This window comes from Geomicrobium sp. JCM 19037, assembly GCF_000698105.1.
Taxonomy (GTDB): Bacteria; Bacillota; Bacilli; order Bacillales; family Marinococcaceae; genus Geomicrobium_A.
In genome coordinates this window covers 1-16,933 of sequence record NZ_BAWZ01000041.1, presented here as the reverse complement: position 1 = coordinate 16,933, position 16,933 = coordinate 1, and the positions used below count along the sequence as shown (strand labels likewise).

12 protein-coding genes and 6 pseudogenes are annotated in these 16,933 nt (G+C 45.0%); 3 read left to right on the top strand and 15 right to left on the bottom strand.

Annotated elements, in window-relative coordinates:
• Positions 1–20: 20 nt before the first annotated feature.
• Both prmC and prfA read right to left on the bottom strand, forming a co-directional pair.
• Positions 21–872 carry a peptide chain release factor N(5)-glutamine methyltransferase gene (prmC, locus tag JCM19037_RS18460; protein WP_042403628.1) on the bottom strand — a complete coding sequence of 284 codons (852 nt, stop codon included), beginning with the start codon at positions 870–872 and terminating at the stop codon, positions 21–23.
• Complete coding sequence (gene prfA / locus JCM19037_RS18455; RefSeq protein ID WP_042403626.1) at positions 869–1,939, bottom strand: peptide chain release factor 1; 1,071 nt, start codon at positions 1,937–1,939, stop codon at positions 869–871. The genes prmC and prfA overlap by 4 nt, the downstream gene beginning before the upstream one ends.
• A gap of 125 nt (positions 1,940–2,064) precedes the next feature.
• Here prfA and JCM19037_RS18450 point away from each other — a divergent pair.
• Positions 2,065–3,416: pseudogene (locus JCM19037_RS18450) on the top strand (FAD-dependent oxidoreductase).
• 677 nt (positions 3,417–4,093) lie between these two features.
• Here the strand turns inward: JCM19037_RS18450 and JCM19037_RS18445 are convergent.
• The 7 genes and pseudogenes from JCM19037_RS18445 to JCM19037_RS18415 form a co-directional block, all read right to left on the bottom strand.
• Positions 4,094–4,336: a type B 50S ribosomal protein L31 gene (locus JCM19037_RS18445; RefSeq protein WP_042403624.1), complete on the bottom strand. Its 243-nt coding sequence runs from the start codon at positions 4,334–4,336 to the stop codon at positions 4,094–4,096.
• Positions 4,337–4,448: 112 nt separating this feature from the next.
• A pseudogene (gene rho / locus JCM19037_RS18440) lies at positions 4,449–5,725 on the bottom strand (transcription termination factor Rho).
• Positions 5,726–5,929: 204 nt separating this feature from the next.
• Positions 5,930–6,897, bottom strand: a pseudogene (gene glpX / locus JCM19037_RS18435) (class II fructose-bisphosphatase).
• 22 nt (positions 6,898–6,919) lie between these two features.
• Positions 6,920–8,205, bottom strand: a pseudogene (locus tag JCM19037_RS18430) (UDP-N-acetylglucosamine 1-carboxyvinyltransferase).
• Between the two features lie 117 nt (positions 8,206–8,322).
• Positions 8,323–8,973 carry a fructose-6-phosphate aldolase gene (fsa, locus tag JCM19037_RS18425; protein WP_042403622.1) on the bottom strand — a complete coding sequence of 217 codons (651 nt, stop codon included), beginning with the start codon at positions 8,971–8,973 and terminating at the stop codon, positions 8,323–8,325.
• Between the two features lie 27 nt (positions 8,974–9,000).
• A complete protein-coding gene (fba, locus tag JCM19037_RS18420) occupies positions 9,001–9,870 on the bottom strand; it encodes a class II fructose-1,6-bisphosphate aldolase (RefSeq protein WP_042403620.1) in 870 nt (289 codons plus the stop codon).
• 75 nt (positions 9,871–9,945) lie between these two features.
• Complete coding sequence (locus JCM19037_RS18415) at positions 9,946–10,305, bottom strand: response regulator (RefSeq protein ID WP_042403618.1); 360 nt, start codon at positions 10,303–10,305, stop codon at positions 9,946–9,948.
• Positions 10,306–10,464: 159 nt separating this feature from the next.
• Here JCM19037_RS18415 and JCM19037_RS18410 point away from each other — a divergent pair, with 159 nt between their 5' ends.
• Entirely contained in the window at positions 10,465–10,980 is a 516-nt protein-coding gene (locus JCM19037_RS18410; RefSeq protein WP_042403615.1) for a DUF2529 family protein, read from the top strand.
• Between the two features lie 125 nt (positions 10,981–11,105).
• On the opposite strand, the gene JCM19037_RS18405 is transcribed toward JCM19037_RS18410, so the two are convergent.
• The 3 genes and pseudogenes from JCM19037_RS18405 to JCM19037_RS18395 all read right to left on the bottom strand — a co-directional run.
• Positions 11,106–12,713: a CTP synthase gene (locus JCM19037_RS18405; RefSeq protein WP_042403613.1), complete on the bottom strand. Its 1,608-nt coding sequence runs from the start codon at positions 12,711–12,713 to the stop codon at positions 11,106–11,108.
• A 211-nt stretch (positions 12,714–12,924) separates the two neighbouring features.
• Positions 12,925–13,320 carry a GNAT family N-acetyltransferase gene (locus tag JCM19037_RS18400; protein ID WP_042403673.1) on the bottom strand — a complete coding sequence of 132 codons (396 nt, stop codon included), beginning with the start codon at positions 13,318–13,320 and terminating at the stop codon, positions 12,925–12,927.
• 448 nt (positions 13,321–13,768) lie between these two features.
• Positions 13,769–14,023, bottom strand: a pseudogene (locus JCM19037_RS18395) (ATP-binding cassette domain-containing protein); the annotation flags it as partial.
• Between the two features lie 19 nt (positions 14,024–14,042).
• On the opposite strand from JCM19037_RS18395, the gene JCM19037_RS28800 reads away from it, so the two are divergent.
• The gene (locus tag JCM19037_RS28800; protein WP_255357947.1) at positions 14,043–14,165 is read left to right on the top strand and encodes a hypothetical protein; all 123 of its coding nucleotides are present in this window, start codon (positions 14,043–14,045) and stop codon (positions 14,163–14,165) included.
• Between the two features lie 500 nt (positions 14,166–14,665).
• Here JCM19037_RS28800 and rpoE read toward each other — a convergent pair whose 3' ends face one another.
• From rpoE to JCM19037_RS18380, 3 genes and pseudogenes are all read right to left on the bottom strand, one after another.
• On the bottom strand, positions 14,666–15,151 hold the full coding sequence (gene rpoE / locus JCM19037_RS18390) for a DNA-directed RNA polymerase subunit delta (protein WP_042403610.1): 486 nt from the start codon (positions 15,149–15,151) through the stop codon (positions 14,666–14,668).
• A 181-nt stretch (positions 15,152–15,332) separates the two neighbouring features.
• The gene (locus tag JCM19037_RS18385; RefSeq protein ID WP_373901223.1) at positions 15,333–15,896 is read right to left on the bottom strand and encodes a TetR/AcrR family transcriptional regulator; all 564 of its coding nucleotides are present in this window, start codon (positions 15,894–15,896) and stop codon (positions 15,333–15,335) included.
• Positions 15,897–15,903: 7 nt separating this feature from the next.
• Positions 15,904–16,933: pseudogene (locus JCM19037_RS18380) on the bottom strand (acyl-CoA dehydrogenase); the annotation flags it as partial.

The following is a 16,933-nucleotide window of genomic DNA, read 5'->3' as shown; positions in this document are numbered from 1 at the left end:
ATTCGTCCGACAAATTTTGCTTATTGAAGGTCGACAACGACAATGCGGTCGTTACCATTCAGGTCCGCATGTACCGAAACTTTTGCACGTGGAAATGCTTTTTTCATAATCGCTGCAACAGCAGACCCTTGATCATAACCAATTTCAAAAAAAGCTATCCCATCCGCTCGGATGATGTCTTGAATTTCAACACTGAGCCGGCGGTAAAAATCTAACCCATCTGTCCCACCTACAAGTGCCATATGTGGCTCATGCGCCCGTACATTCGTCTGTAGCTCTTCAATATCCTTTTCAGGAATGTATGGAGGGTTAGAAATAATGATGTGAAACTTCTCACCTTGGAAGGGCTCGGTCAAGTCGCCTTCACGCAATCTCACATTCACGCCTAATCGTTCAGCATTTGCCATAGCGACCTGTAATGCATCACCGGATAAATCAGAAGCACTCACTTCAGCTTCTGGCCACTCTTTTGCGAGTGTAAGGGCAATCGCACCGCTTCCTGTGGCAATATCTACAATTTTAGGGTGCTGGAACCGCTCTTCGCCCCGTTCCAATATGAGCTCTACAAGTTCCTCTGTCTCCGGGCGAGGAATGAGAACAGCTGGATTCACAAGTAACGTTCGTCCATAAAAGTGTGCCTCGCCGGTAATGTATTGGGCAGGCTCCCCAGATGCAAACCTTTGAATCATTTGTTGAAATAGCTGCCACTGCTTTTCGGTTAATCTTTCGTGCAGCGCTAATTGAAAGGAAACGCCTGATTTCCCAACAACATCTTCTAACAGCCATTTTGCTCCGGCTACTTCAACACCTCGTGCTTCCAAAAAAGACGAAGCCCATTTAAGGGCTTCGTGTAGTGTACGTTCTTCTGTCATTGTTCATTGCTCTCCATCATTTTCGCTTGTTCTTCAACGATGAGTTGGTCAATAATTTCATCCAAGCCACCTTGTAAAATTTGTTCAAGCTTTTGCAAAGTGAGACCAATTCTATGATCAGTTACACGGCTTTGTGGGAAATTGTATGTTCGAATCCGCTCAGAACGGTCACCCGTACCGACCGCTGCTTTCCGGTTTTCAGCATATTCATCTTGCGCTTCTTTTTGGAACTTATCATACACTCTCGCACGCAAAACTTTCATCGCTTTATCGCGGTTTTTAATTTGTGACTTTTCGTCTTGGCAAGACACAACAATCCCAGTAGGTTCATGAGTAATCCGAACCGCAGACATAGTCGTGTTTACACTCTGCCCTCCAGGGCCACTTGAAGCGAATGTATCCACACGCAAGTCTTTGTCGTGAATCTCGACTTCGACCTCTTCTGCTTCAGGCAAAACTGCAACCGTCGCTGTTGACGTATGAATTCTTCCTCCTGACTCTGTCGAAGGAATACGTTGCACACGATGGGCCCCATTCTCATACTTCATCTTTGAATAAGCGCCATCGCCATTAATGGAGAAAATAATTTCTTTGAAACCACCGATGTCGGTACTGTGAGATTCAATAATATCGGTTTTCCAACGGTTTTGTTCAGCAAATCGACTGTACATTTTGAACAAGTCCCCTGCAAACAAAGCCGCCTCGTCACCACCGGCTGCTCCCCGAATCTCTATAATAACGTTTTTGTCATCATTCGGGTCTTTCGGGATTAAGAGAATCTTTAACTTCTCTTCAATCTCTGTTTTTCGCTCCTGCAACTCTTCAATCTCCATCTTAACCATTTCCAGCATGTCTTGATCTAATTTGTCATCAAGCATTGCCTTTGCATCGCTAAGCTCTTCTGACGTCGATTTATACGTTCGGTACGCTCCAACCGTTTCTTCTAAGTTCGATTGCTCTTTCGAGTAATCGCGTAATTTGTTTGTATCGCTAATTACTTCGGGATCACTAAGCCATTCGTTCAGTTGATTGTAGCGATCTTCCAGCGTTTGAAGTTTTTCAAGCACGCGCTTCACCTCATTTTTCATCTTTATTTAGTATAGTATAAGGAGGTAAGGAGGTCAAAGCGCCATGTTTCATGTGAAACACGCGCGGGAATGGTAGGATTATTCAGTACAAAAGAGGTGCACAAATGAAAAAACAATATGTCATTATCGGTGGAGATGCTGCGGGTATGAGCGCGGCTATGGAAATTGTGCGTGCACGAGATCCCGTAGAGACCGCGATTGTAACGCTAGAGAAGGGCGGAATTTATTCTTACGCGCAGTGCGGGTTACCTTATGTTATCGAAGGTGCCGTCCGCTCCACGAAGCAACTCATTGCGAGAGATGTGAGCACATTTCGTGAAAAACACGGCATTGATGCGCGCATTCATACCGAAGTCACGTCCATTGATTGTGAAAACAAAACCGTAACGTTCGTAACCGAAAAGCAAACGGAAGAGACAATCGCTTACGACAAACTGCTCATCGCTTCAGGTGCTAAGCCGTTTATTCCTCATTTACCTGGAAATGACCTGCCTGGTGTACATACACTAAAAACGATCCCAGACCTTGAAGCCATTCAAACAGAATTAGCCGGTACAAAACAAATCACCATTGTCGGTACCGGATATATCGGGCTTGAGATGGCGGAGGCCTCATCGCCGAAGGAAAACAAGTACACATGGTTGCCCGGAGCCATCAGCTCGCGTCAACGTTTGATGCTGACATGGCTACACATTTAATGGAAGAAGCAACCGCTCAAGGCGTCAATGTGCTTTTTCAAACAAACGTAAGCGCGTTACATGCCGGCGACAACGGACGAGTACACCGAGTTGAAACAGACCGTGGCACCTTTGACACCGACTTGGTTCTGTTTGCGACAGGTATTGCTCCGAACACAGAATTTCTTAATGACTGCCCGATTGAACAGCATGAAAATGGGGCCGTTTGCGTGAATGATTATTTGGAGACGACCGTCCGTGACGTGTACGCAGCAGGAGACTGTGCAACTCAGTATCACCGAGTGAAGAAACAACACGACTACATGCCCCTCGGTACGCACGCAAATAAACAAGGGCGTATTGCTGGCATGAACATGAGCGAGACAGAACCGCCGCGCAAGTACCCTGGCATGGTTGGGACTGCTGTTTTCCGTTTTTTCAATTTGACCGCTGCAATGACCGGCCTGACCGAGCAAGCCGCCCGTGATCTTAATTTAGACATTGAAACCGTTACTTATGACGGTACGCACATTGCTGGTTATTTTGAAAACAAAATGCCATTACATGTGAAGCTCGTATACGACCGCAAGAGCGATCAGTTGTACGGTGCTCAAGCCATCGGTGCAGGTGCGGATAAACGGATTGATGTCGCAGCGACCGCACTTTATCAAGAACTTACGTGCAGAGATCTTGAAGATTTAGATCTATCCTACGCTCCACCATACAACGGGGTTTGGGACCCTCTTCAGCAAGCGGCCCGGCGCAGAAAGCGTTATTAAGTAGAAGACGGTGGCTAAAGTACACCTTATCATGACTCTTTACACGCCAGGGTAAAAGCGCAATATCACTAGCCAAAACTTGGTCAGCGTGAACGAGTGTGTAGAAAGTAAGACGCTTTTTAGTGAATTCGCGCTTTTACTTAGGGTACTCGATGAGTGGCTCATGGCTATGGTAGGATATTTGCCAATTAGAAAACTTATTTAGCTAAAAATCTTACCATTGTTTGTTCTATGATAAGATTTGGAGTTCCTATGGCACGATTTTCAACGAATGGGTGCGTAAATGAAGAGAAATTTTTCCCTATCCAGTTCTATGGTAAGATTCTCGCCCTACACCGTGCTATGTAACCACGATGGGAAGGGTAAGGCTGCTTCAAAGAATAATTATAAGACGTATACCATGTATACGCACTTACTGAAAAATAAACATTTCCGATATAGGGCAACGCGCCTTGTTGCCCTATATCGGAAATGTATCCTAACCTTCGCCCATACACATCGGAAAAAGCGAGTCGCTGCTCCATCATTAGCGACTCGCTTTTCTTTCGATTTTGATCCCATGTCCTCACCCGTAGTTTCTCCTAACGAAGCGGGCTTCATCATGAGAATCTCACCCAATTCTCCCAGAAAGGAGACAAAAAAAGACAAGTGGGGTTTCCCCGAGCTTGTCTTTTTTCTTACATGTTGTATTTCTTCTTAAAGCGGTCGATACGACCACCAGCATCGGCAAGTTTTTGTTTACCCGTGTAGAATGGGTGGGAATCAGAGCTGATTTCCACTTTGATTAACGGATAAGTGTTTCCATCTTCCCATTCGGCAGTTTCTTTTGATGATTTCGTTGAACCGCCTAGGAATTTGAAGCCCGTGCTTGTATCTAAGAAAACAACTTTTTGATATTGCGGATGAATTTCCGTTTTCATAAAGTATTTCCCTCCTCCCTCTTACAAAGAGGTCATTTTTACACATAACGTGATTATAACAACACGCCAGTGTTTTTACAAGGATCTGTTTATGAGTTTTCAAAATTTGGCATTACACGCCGGTTTTTGACTTTTGCTTTTGTCTCGTTTTTTCTCGTTCCATTCGTTCAAAGAACTCATCATTCGTTTTTGTATCTTTAATTCTGCGAATGAAATGGTCAACGAACTCCGGCGAATCATTCATCGTTTTACGCATCGCCCAGAGGCTCTCTAAATGCCCTTTTGGAATGAGCAGTTCTTCTTTACGAGTAGATGAGCGACGAATGTCAATGGACGGGAAGATTCTACGCTCAGCTAGGCGACGATCTAAGTGCAATTCCATATTTCCCGTTCCTTTAAATTCTTCATAAATGACATCATCCATGCGAGAGCCAGTGTCCACAAGAGCTGTCGCGAGAATCGTCATACTGCCACCTTCTTCAATGTTTCGCGCTGCACCGAAGAAGCGTTTCGGCCGGTGAAATGCAGCGGGATCAATCCCCCCGGATAACGTACGACCGCTTGGTGGAATGACAAGATTGTACGCCCGCGCAAGACGAGTAAGACTGTCCATCAAGATGACAACGTCTTTCTTCTGTTCAACGAGACGCATCGCCCGTTCCAATACGAGCTCCGTCACTTTAATGTGATTCTCTGGCACTTCATCGAAAGTCGAATGCACAACTTCCCCTTGTACCGAACGTTGAATGTCGGTCACTTCTTCGGGGCGTTCGTCAATTAACAAAACGATCAATTCTGCATCTGGATGATTTTCGGAAATGCTATTTGCGACTTGTTTTAATAAAGACGTTTTACCCGCCTTTGGTGGTGCAACGATTAATCCACGTTGACCGAAGCCGACTGGCGTCACAATGTCGATAATTCGAGCGGACAGACGCCCAGGGTTCGTTTCAAGTTGGATTCGTTTGTCTGGGAATAGTGGGGTTAACGCCGGGAAATGTGGTCGTTCCTTCGCAAGATCTGGCTCATCACCATTCACTGCAGACACTTGCAATAACCCATGGTAACGTTCATTGTCTTTTGGCTTTCGGACTTTACCAGACACACGATCACCGTTGCGCAAGTCAAACCGACGAATTTGTGATGCTGAAATATAAATATCTTCAGAACTAGCCATGTAGTTGATCGGTCGTAAAAACCCATAGCCTTCTGTCTGTATTATCTCTAATACACCTTCCATAAACATGTGCCATCTTGTTCTGCTTGCCCTTTTAAGATCGCAAAAATTAATTCTTGTTTCGTTAACTTACTATAGTAAGAAATCTTCAAATCCTTTGCATGTTTGTAAAGATCACGTAGCGTTTTTTGCTCTAGCTCAGCTAAAGTCAATCTACATCACCGCTTTCATTTAATTTTCATTGGTGTCTAGTTGTAATTGTTGGATTCAAACCGGGTAGGCAAAACAATGAGGGGAATGTACTTGTAAACTATGTTCATATACAAGGATGGGGGGTGCGTGTAACTCTTGGTAATAACGTACCATAGTCTTCTTCGAATGAAAACCGAATTTTTGTCACGCTCCCCCTCGTCTTTCTAGTCTTTCATCACAAAATCAGGCTTTTTCACAACGTTATGTTTTCCGTCGATGAATCGGACAGTTCCTGATTTTGCACGCATGACGAGCGATTGTGTTGTCGCCTTGGTGCTTTTATAGTGAACGCCTTTTAGTAGTTCTCCGTCGGTTACGCCCGTCGCTGCAAAAATGCAATCATCGCCACCAACAAGGTCATCCATCTCTAAAATACGGCTCGTATCATCGATGCCCATTCGCTTACAACGCTCTTCTTCAGCAGCATCTTTTGGTAACAGACGTCCTTGGAATTCTCCACCTAAGCATTTGAGGGCAACTGCGAGATTACTCCTTCAGGAGCACCGCCTGTTCCCATTAATAAATCCATACCGGTTTCATCAAATGCGGTGTTAATGGCTGCAGCCACGTCACCGTCTTGAATGAGTTTGATTCTTGCCCCTGCTTCACGCACCTCTTGAATAAGCTTGGCGTGACGATCACGATTTAAAATGCTAACGACGAGGTCTTCAACATCTTTGTTCTTCGCTTTTGCAACCGCCTTCAAATTATCCTCCACAGAAGCATCGAGACTGACAACACCTACAGCCTCGGGACCGACGGCAATTTTGTCCATGTACATGTCCGGTGCATGCAACAATCTGCCGTTGTCTGCGACAGCGAGGACAGCAAGTGCATTCCAAGTACCTGCGGCAACGATGTTCGTTCCTTCAACTGGATCGACGGCAACGTCCACTCTCGGTCCGTAGCCATTCCCTAACTTTTCACCAATATAGAGCATCGGTGCTTCGTCTTTCTCACCTTCACCGATGACGACCGTACCTTTCATTGGAATGGTATCGAACACATCACGCATGGCACTTGTTGCTGCATCATCAGCCTCTTCTTTCATGCCTCTGCCCATCCATCTGGCTGCAGATAAAGCGGCTGCTTCTGTCACACGGACAAGCTCCATTGATAAACTACGTTCCATCTTTTTGCCCCCTGATCGATCGTTATGAACTTTTTAACTGTTCCTGCTCTTCATGACTTAACGGTTCTCGCCACAATTTAGCACCAAGCCCTTTAAGCTTTTCTTCTAATGATTCATACCCACGATCGATATGATGTACGCCAGTAATCTCGGTCACACCATTTGCCATAAGTCCTGCTATGACCAGCGCTGCACCGGCACGAAGATCACTTGCTTTTACACGAGCACCTTCTAGGCGTTTGCCACCATTGATCATTGCCGAACGTCCTTCGACCTTAATGTCTGCACCCATACGGCGAAGCTCATCAATGTGTTTAAACCTGGCATTATAGATCGTATCGGTAATAATGCTTGTGCCCTTCGCTTTGACGAGCAAAGATGTTACTGGTTGTTGCAAGTCGGTTGGAAAACCTGGATGGACGAGGGTTTTAATGTCTGCACCTGTAATTTGCTTACTTTTCTCGACGATAATTACATCATCGTCACTTTGCACGTTCACACCCATTTCATCCAGCTTCGCAATGAGTGATTCCAAATGATCTGGAATGACATTTTTTATCTTTACATCTGTGCCCATACACGCAGCAGCAATAATGTAAGTGCCTGCCTCTATTCGATCAGGAATAATTGAATGTCCGCAACCTTTGAGCTGTTCTTTTCCTTCGATACGAATGACATCCGTTCCTGCGCCTTTAATGTCTGCACCCATACTCGAAAGGAGCGTTGCCACATCAATAATCTCAGGTTCTTTTGCAGCATTTTCAATAATCGTTTTTCCTTTTGCTTTTACAGCAGCGAGCATAATATTGATGGTTGCACCAACACTGACCACATCCAAATAAATTCGTGCACCAACAAGTTCTTTTGCACGTAAATAAATCGATCCTTGCTCATTCGTGACCACTGCACCTAGTGCTTCAAATCCTTTAATGTGCTGATCAATCGGACGCGGACCTAAGTTACAGCCTCCTGGAAGACCGATGGCTGCTTTTTTGAATTTGCCAAGCATAGCGCCCATCATATAATAGGATGCTCTCATTTGCTTCACTCGACCGTTTGGCAAGGGCATAGGTTTGATTCCTCGCGGGTCTATTGTAATCTCATCGCCTTTTTGGGTCACATGGCCCCCAATATGTGTTAGCAGATCACTAAGTACTTCCACATCGGAAATGTTTGGCAGGTTATCAATCCTTACTGGTGAATCGGCAAGCAAAGCTGCGGTATAAGCGCAACTGCACTGTTTTTGGCTCCGCCGATTTGCACTTCTCCTGTCAGCGGATGACCCCCTTCGACCATTAACTTTTCCATTGGTATGTCACTTCCCTCATCCATCGGAATCAATTAGAAACGCAGGCTTTCCGAAGAAAGCCTGGTCATATCCTCTTATTTGCCAGTATAGTCACGAGTTCTATATGCTAGACACGTTTACTTGTTGCCTGCGACTTTGTCCCAATCAGCTAAAAACTTCTCGATGCCTTGGTCTGTTAGTGGGTGCTTCGCTAACTGCTCAATCACATTATAAGGAATGGTTGCGATATCGGCGCCAAGCTTCGCGGCTTCTGTCACATGGACAGGGTGGCGAACACTCGCGGCAATAATTTCAGTATCAATGTCATGTGTAAGGAAGATATCGGCAATTTCTTCAACAAGGGCAAGTCCATTGCCGCCAATATCATCTACACGACCGAGAAATGGGGATACGTACGAGGCGCCTGCACGTGCGGCTAGAAGCGCCTGTACACTTGAGAAGATAAGTGTCACGTTCGTCTTAATGCCGAGATCTTTAAATGCTTTAACTGCTTTTAACCCTTCAACCGTCATTGGCACTTTTACTGTAACGTTTGGAGCAACAGCTGCAAGTTCTTTTCCTTCTTCAATCATCGCATCTGCTTCTAATGCAATAACTTCAGCGCTCACAGAACCGTCGACAAGTGCAGTAATCTCTTTCAGACGATCTTTAAAATCAACGCCTTCTTTTGCGACGAGGCTCGGGTTTGTTGTTACACCGTCCAAAATGCCTAGTGCATGGGCCTTTTTAATCTCTTCAATGTTTGCTGTATCAATAAAAAACTTCATGAAATTCTCCTCTCCTGCTGTAAAAAGTTACTTCGCTTTTCCGGATGAGCCGAAGTCACGCATTTTTCCTTTTACCGTTTCTTTAATCGCATCGCGTGCAGGACCCATATATTTACGCGGGTCATACTGTTCAGGGTTCGATTCAAACACCGCTTTTACAGCCTCTGTCGCCGCAATTTGACTTTCAGTATTTACATTTACTTTCGCATGGCCGTATTCAATCGCTTTTTGTACATCTTTCACAGGTAGACCTGTACCACCATGCAATACGAGTGGCGTTAAGCCGACAAGTTTGTTGATTTCTTCCATTTGCTTAAACCCAAGATTCGGTTCGCCTTTGTATGGACCATGAACTGAGCCAAGCGCTGGTGCAAAGCAGTCAACACCTGTTTCTTTAACGAGACGCTCACATTCTTCAGGAATGGCATAATTTGCATCTGCCGCATCCACGACGAGGTCATCTTCCTGTCCACCAATTCTTCCAAGTTCGGCTTCTACAGATACACCAACAGCATGAGCCATTTCAACGACACGTTTTGTGAGCGCAATGTTCTCCTCAAGTGGATCATGAGAACCGTCGATCATAACTGAAGTAAATCCAGCATGAATCGCTTGGGCACACGCTTCAAAACTTGAACCGTGGTCAAGGTGAATCGCTACCGGTACTGTGACGTTGTATGTCTTCATGTATGACTTCACCATTTGTACAACTGCTTCAAAGCCTCCCATATATCGGGCTGCTCCTTCAGAAACACCACAAATAAGCGGTGATTTCTCTTCTTCTGCCGCTTGTAAAATTGCTTGAGTAAATTCCATATTATTTAAATTGTATTGTCCAACAGCATAGCGGTTTTCCTTTGCTGTTCTGAGCATTTCTGTCATAGAAACTAATGGCATATGTTACTTCCTCCTTGTACTGGCTAAAGAATTTCATTCTCTGATATTATAGCATATCCTGTTTTCATGATACATCTATGTATCCATCGCACCGCTCACAAGATCGCGAATTTCTTTAATGTCAAATGGCTTGGCAATTGACCCATACACCCCTTGCTCTTTTAATACGTCATTAAAATCAAGTTCTTCGTAAGCTGTCATCATAATGATGCGAATGGACGAATTTCTCCCCCGAATTCGTTTCAGAACATCAATCCCATTTATACCAGGGAGTTTAACATCTAAGATGGCAAGTTTAAAGGAATCTTCTGCCAACACTTCCAATGCTTGATATCCATTAGAAGCAAGGTGAACCTCATACCCTTCTTCTGTCAAAATGGCTTCAATTAGTTTACGAATACCTGCTTCGTCGTCTACAATGAGTATTTTTTGCAAATATAGTCACCTCTTGCCATTAAAAGATTCCACTTGGTATGGTACGGAATTCATCATCACATTACATGAATTCTTCACAGCAACTGAAATCTCCTCTTTTTGTAAGCTTGAGAATCGGGTAAACTTGTGGATAATAACGTTAGAAAAGGTGACTTTAAGATGATGAAAATGTATACGACGCAACTACAACGCGTCTTTACACTTATTCAAAACCAAGAAGAACAAATAGAAGAAAGCAGCCGGATGCTCGCTGCCGCCCTCGTCGGTGAAGGAACCATTTATCTTTGTGCGTCGGCACGTTTTCAATCACTCGCACAAGCACTAACAGAAAACCCGGACACATTAGATAAAACGGTATATCTTCCATTAGATGACGCCTTAAAGGTCGTCACACCAGCAGATCGTCTCGTTTATATCACCGAAGAATCAGACAACGAGAACGATAATCAACGTCTGCAACAAATTCTTTCAGCCGAAACGCCGGTCGTGTTTCTTGGTTCAGCAGCACCAGACCTACAACAAGTCGAAGGCATGGAAGAACCTTTCTACGTAGAAACGTCATCAAAAGGCCTTGTCCCTAACTTGGATGGTTCGAGAAGCGGATATCCCGGTGAAATTGCCATCGTATACGCGTATCAAATGCTCATGTTCCACATAAAGGAACTACTAGATTGAATTCAGTGTATCACGGTTTCTCGCTCAAAATGTGAAAAAGCTGTCGAGAATCTTGTATTACCAGTGGTTTTTTCTTATTCGCACAAAAAAGCGCTGCTCCGTTCGGAAACGGATGCAGCGCTTTTTTAGTTCTCTCCTAAGGAGCAACGGATAAATTCTCTAAATAGCGGTTGCGGACGTGTTGGCCGTGAAACGAATTCCGGGTGGAACTGCGCCGCAACGAAGTATGGGTGGTCAGCAAGTTCAATAATCTCTACGAGGCGGTTATCTGGGCTAACCCCTGAAAATATGAACCCTGCCTCTTCAAATGCTTCGCGGTACGCGTTGTTAAACTCGTAACGATGACGGTGACGCTCGTACACAACTTCTTCACCATACGCACGTTTGGCGACCGTACCTTCTTTTAACTTACAAGGATAAAGTCCAAGGCGGAGAGTTCCCCCAAGGTCTTCAATGTCCTTTTGTTCGGGAAGCAAGTCAATGATTGGGTTGCTCGTCTCTGGCACCATCTCCGCAGAAGCTGCATCACTTAGCCCAAGTGCATTACGTGCAAATTCAACAGATGCAAGTTGCATTCCTAAACAGATCCCAAAGAATGGCACGCGGTTTTCTCTTGCATAACGGATGGCAGAAATCTTGCCTTCCACTCCGCGATGTCCAAACCCATAAGGAACTAATACGCCGTCAACGTCTTTAAGTTGATCTGCGACATTGTCGTCGGTCACGTTTTCTGAATCAATCCAACGAATGTCGATATCTGCGTCATAAGCATAACCCGCATGCTTCAACGACTCAGCAATTGAAAGGTACGCGTCTGGGAGCGAGACGTACTTTCCAACGAGCCCGATCGTCGTTTTCTTAGAAAGGTGCTTCACTTTCTCAACCAACTCGGTCCATTCTTTCATATCAGCTTCAGGCTTTGGCGAATCAATCTTCAAGTGATTGCAGACGATATCATCGAGGTGCTGATCTTGCAAATCGAGTGCAACTTGATAGAGCGGATTTGCATTTCTAGCTTCAATGACCGAGTCCTTATGAATGTCACAGAAAAGGGCAATTTTCTCTTTCATCTCTTCAGGTACGGGTTGCTCTGTTCTCACGACAATGACATTCGGCTGAATCCCTAAGCTTCTTAATTCTTTTACGCTATGTTGCGTTGGCTTAGACTTCATTTCACCTGCTGCTGATAAATACGGGATCAACGTACAGTGAATGTACATTACGTTCTCTCTACCTACATCGCTCTTAATTTGGCGAATCGCTTCTAGGAAAGGCAAGCTTTCAATATCGCCGACGGTACCGCCAATTTCTGTAATGACAACATCTACATTGGCTTCATTGCCAGCGCGGTACACACGGTCTTTCAATTCATTTGTTACGTGGGGGATAACTTGAACTGTTCCTCCGAGATAATCGCCGCGGCGTTCTTTACGAATGACCGATGAATACACTTTTCCTGTTGTCACGTTGCTGTTTTGATTCAAGTTAATGTCAATAAAACGTTCATAATGACCGAGGTCCAAATCCGTTTCGGCACCATCATCGGTAACGAAAACCTCACCGTGCTGGTAAGGGCTCATTGTCCCTGGGTCTACGTTAATATAAGGATCAAACTTCTGAATCGTTACATTCAAACCTCTGTTTTTTAGAAGACGTCCTAGAGATGCTGCTGTAATCCCTTTTCCTAAGGACGACACAACTCCCCCTGTGACAAAAATATACTTTACGGCCATTTCGCCAACCCCTTCCTTCTTCATCCATTTTGCTTATACAATAAAAAAAAAGTGAGACCTCCGCCTTCATCGGGGGCACACTTCTCGCGTCTACTTACTATTTATCTGACAAACCTATTTTATACCTTCTGGACAAGCCCAAAATTGATTCTACCCCCGGATCGCCCAATTGTCAAGAATTGAAATGCCAAGTGTGAGTGCACGTTGAGTCTTATAAGGATGCTCGCCATACACCGCCACCACCGGGTAAAAACCCAGATTTACGGTAAAAACTTTCGTGCGTGGGATCATACGTTACTGTCACAACCTCAAGTCCGATAACACGAGCTTCTTGCAGCAACGCCTCAACGATCTGACCTCCAATACCTTTCTTTCTGTAACTTGGATGGACAATGATGTCTTCCATATAACCGTGCTCCAATCTCATCCCACATACATAACCAAAGCCGATGAGTTCGTCGTGTTCATCGCGGACAACTGCCCAGAAGTTACACCGCTCAAAAAGTGTTGGATAATCTTCGTCACGCCGCTCCCACCCTACCTTTTCCCGTAACGCCGGCACTTCATCTTCCTCTACCTGCAAGCCAATATTCACTTCATACGACATGATCATTCTTCCTTTCACTATAAATCTTTTTGGATTATTATAGATTCGAAATAGAATTCTTAAAGAAATCTCCAGCATTCCTCGACGAATTCCTCTTTTTTCTGCCACGTTTTTTATTTCCCGGGCAATATTTGACAGCGCCTTTTTTTCTTTACTAGGGATAAGAGAACACGCTTTTCAAACTCGTACACATACGATGTACTGTATCCTTTTCAGAAAGGAGTGTGCTCAATATGAGACAACCTTATCATTTGTGGAACCTACGAGAGATTTTATTCGCTCACAATGTCATGACGGTGGCTTTTCTCACCAACCTCCATTTCGTATTGTCATTAATAACAACCTAATTAATGGTCCTGGTACAGTCACTCAGCCCGTGCAGCAACAACCTTTACCATTATTCTAAAACATCTTACGCAATGGTATCGACCATTGGGCGTAACTTTACTTACGTGTCTTCGGTATGACCATCCACGACCTGAATGACGCGATCACAAATCGGTAATAAACGTTCGTCATGTGTAACGAGCACTGCGGCTTTTTTTCGCATTTTCACTTGCTCACTTAGTTGCTCAATGACTTGGTGGCCGCGCTTAGTATCGAGACTGGCCGTCGGCTCGTCAGCGAGAATAAGATCAGGTTCGTTCATCCACGCTCTCGCAATCGCCACTCTCTGCTTTTCTACGCTGATAAGCTTGACGGGAACATATGGAGACGATGGCGTGGTTCGCGCCGAACCGAATCCGGCGGGGCCGACAGTTTGCTCGTTTATCGGCATTGAATCTGCGCTCCAGTTGGAACAAACTGCGCGCAAGTTTAGCGGAATGAACGCCAAAATCGTTTAACTATGCGAACTTGCGCGCATAACGTGTAAACTAGCGCGCAAAATGGCACCGCGCTCCCCCTATAACCCAACTGCGCAATTAGGAAAATCTTAAGTTCATTCTATATAGATCACGTTAAAACGGCCGGTTTCCCCCAAATACTCGGTGATCTAGACCGCGCCTGAAACAGTATACGTCGCCCGATAACACCGCCGTTCCCCGTATGCTTCGTTTTTGATAACCGAACGTCGACCTTCTTTGCCCATCTAAACCTCAAGTGCTAGCTACGATCGGCACCGGAGGTGCCGAGGATAAACCGAACGGTCATCGGCATCACCCAGGTCGATGGCTTGACGGCTCTTTTGGATTGGATTGGATCGAATCGAGTGGCGAAATTTCCAGCCGAGTGTATGGAAACAAAGTTTGATGCAGATGCCCCTTGAATAAACAGTGCATTTCTTTAAAATTAACCTACAAAAAAAGCTGCTGAGTATACACTCAGACAGCAGGTAAGTTATCGCTTAGTTGTTATCATCGTCTTCTTCGTCATCATCTTCAGCGTCGTCTTCTTCGTCATAGTCGTCGCTTTCATCATTGTCGTCGTAGCCGTCAAAGTCATCGTCTGATTGTTCATCGGCATCCGAATCGTCTTCGTTGGCAATCTCATCCAACTCATCTTCGATGTCTTCAAATTCCTGTGCTTCTTCTGGTTCGGGTGCTTGGAAGGTATTCCCAAGGTCTTCGTCCGTCTTATCCACGGGATACCACTCTTTTAGCCCCCAATGATTGTTTCCAAGATGAACGAACCGGCCATCTATATTCAAGGTTGTAAATAACTTGGTGCGACGATCATCGAGGTCTTTACTCGGAATCTGCTTTAATTCTGAAACTTGAGTAAAGAAATTAGCAAACTCTGCTGGGCCATTCTTTTCTTTAATCAAACGATACGAAATCTCGACAGCAGACATTTCCGTAATCTCTTCACGGCTAAGCTCTTTAATGGTCAATGCAACCTACACCCTTTCGTAAGCGGCTCGCTTTCGATCTGCAAAGCGGCGTGCATACCTACCATTATAAACATAAACACAAGCTTTATGCTATAAAAATCCCTTTCTTTTATTTCTTTCGTTTACTGTTGGGTACGTATGCTTCTCATCACGTCTTGCAACTGCAATTCTGTATACTCTTCTAACGAGAAATTCTTGCGAAGTGCCCACCGGCGAAATGTCCACATATAGCTTTTGTCATGATGTTTTCTGACAGCAATTGAATCTCTTGATCGCTTGCAATGATCTCTCCTCGTTCACGACAATCGACGATGACATTCCGAATATCGTCGGTCATGCTCCGATCTCGGTCCAATACATACGTTAAGGCATCTTTTGGTAACGATTTTGACTCTTGATACATGACTAACACTTCATCTTGCATTTCATCCATTACTTGAATAAGGCTACGAATTAAGTGTTTAAAGCGTTCGATGCCTGGGCTGCTTTCTTCTAGCAGTTCATTGAATCGCCCTTTTACTCCATCATGCACAGAGTCGCACACGAGATAGAGGACGTCTTCTTTCGAGCCGATGTATTCATAAAGTGTGCCGATGCTAAAGCCAGAAGCTTTTGCAATCTCTCGTGTTGTCGTTCGGTGGAACCCCTTCTCGTGGAACAATTGGACAGCGGCTTTAACCATCTGTTCCCGACGTTTTTTTATTAACACTTCATCTTTTACCATCGCTGGTACGTGACGTTTCATCCCGTGGTCACCCCTTTAACAACCCTTTACTAATAACCACCTTTTGAATCTCATTCGTTCCTTCATAAATTTGTGTGATCTTCGCATCACGCATGTACCGTTCAACTGGATATTCTCGAGTGTAACCATACCCGCCGAATACTTGGACCGCTTCGGTCGTCACTTCCATTGCCGCATCTCCGGCGTATAGCTTGGAGATTGCCGATGCGTGTCCGTACGGTTGATTGTTCTCTTCGAGCCAAGCGGCTTGATACGTGAGCAAGCGTGCTGCTTCTACTTTAGCAGCCATCTCTGCTAACTTAAACGAAATGCCTTGATTCGTAGCAATCGGTTTGCCAAATTGCTTACGCTCCTTTGCATATTGGACAGCTGCGTCCAGTGCCCCTTGAGCAATGCCGACCGCTTGAGCAGCAATCCCATTTCTGCCTCCATCGAGCGTTTGCATTGCAATCTTAAAGCCAGCCCCCACGTCACCAAGCACGTTCGCTTTCGGTACACGACATTGATCAAACCGCACCTCTGTCGTTGGTGATGAGCGAATGCCGAGCTTTTCTTCTTTTTTACCGACCGAAAAGCCAGCAAACGATTGTTCAACGATAAACGCCGTCACACCACCATGACCGTCCGCTGATTCCGTTTTGGCGAACACAATATACACATCGGCAACGCCGCCATTCGTAATAAAAATCTTTGATCCGTTCAACACGTAATCGTCTCCATCAAGAACGGCGGATGTTTTCATTGACGCAACGTCAGAGCCTGCTCCAGGTTCTGTTAGCGCATACGCACCGATGAATTTTCCTTCTGCCAGGGGTTTTAAATACTTTTCCTTTTGTTCTTGATTGCCAAATTTATGAATTGGCCAGCTTGCTAGTGATAAATGAGCGGACAGCGTAACCCCGGTACTCGCACACACTCGGGACAACTCCTCAACCGCAAGCACATAGCTCACATATCCACTACCGGCACCGCCTTCCTCTTCAGCCAAGGCAAACCCGTCAGGCCAAGCTCTGCCATCTTCGTAAAAATTTCACGAT

Coding starts and splice junctions, on each gene's coding strand:
- prmC (WP_042403628.1), bottom strand. CDS start 872: ATGACAGAAGAACGTACACTACACGAAGCCCTTAAATGGGCTTCGTCT.
- JCM19037_RS18445 (WP_042403624.1), bottom strand. CDS start 4,336: ATGAAAACGGAAATTCATCCGCAATATCAAAAAGTTGTTTTCTTAGAT.
- fsa (WP_042403622.1), bottom strand. CDS start 8,973: ATGAAGTTTTTTATTGATACAGCAAACATTGAAGAGATTAAAAAGGCC.
- fba (WP_042403620.1), bottom strand. CDS start 9,870: ATGCCATTAGTTTCTATGACAGAAATGCTCAGAACAGCAAAGGAAAAC.
- JCM19037_RS18410 (WP_042403615.1), top strand. CDS start 10,465: ATGATGAAAATGTATACGACGCAACTACAACGCGTCTTTACACTTATT.
- JCM19037_RS18405 (WP_042403613.1), bottom strand. CDS start 12,713: ATGGCCGTAAAGTATATTTTTGTCACAGGGGGAGTTGTGTCGTCCTTA.
- JCM19037_RS18400 (WP_042403673.1), bottom strand. CDS start 13,320: ATGTCGTATGAAGTGAATATTGGCTTGCAGGTAGAGGAAGATGAAGTG.
- JCM19037_RS18385 (WP_373901223.1), bottom strand. CDS start 15,896: ATGAAACGTCACGTACCAGCGATGGTAAAAGATGAAGTGTTAATAAAA.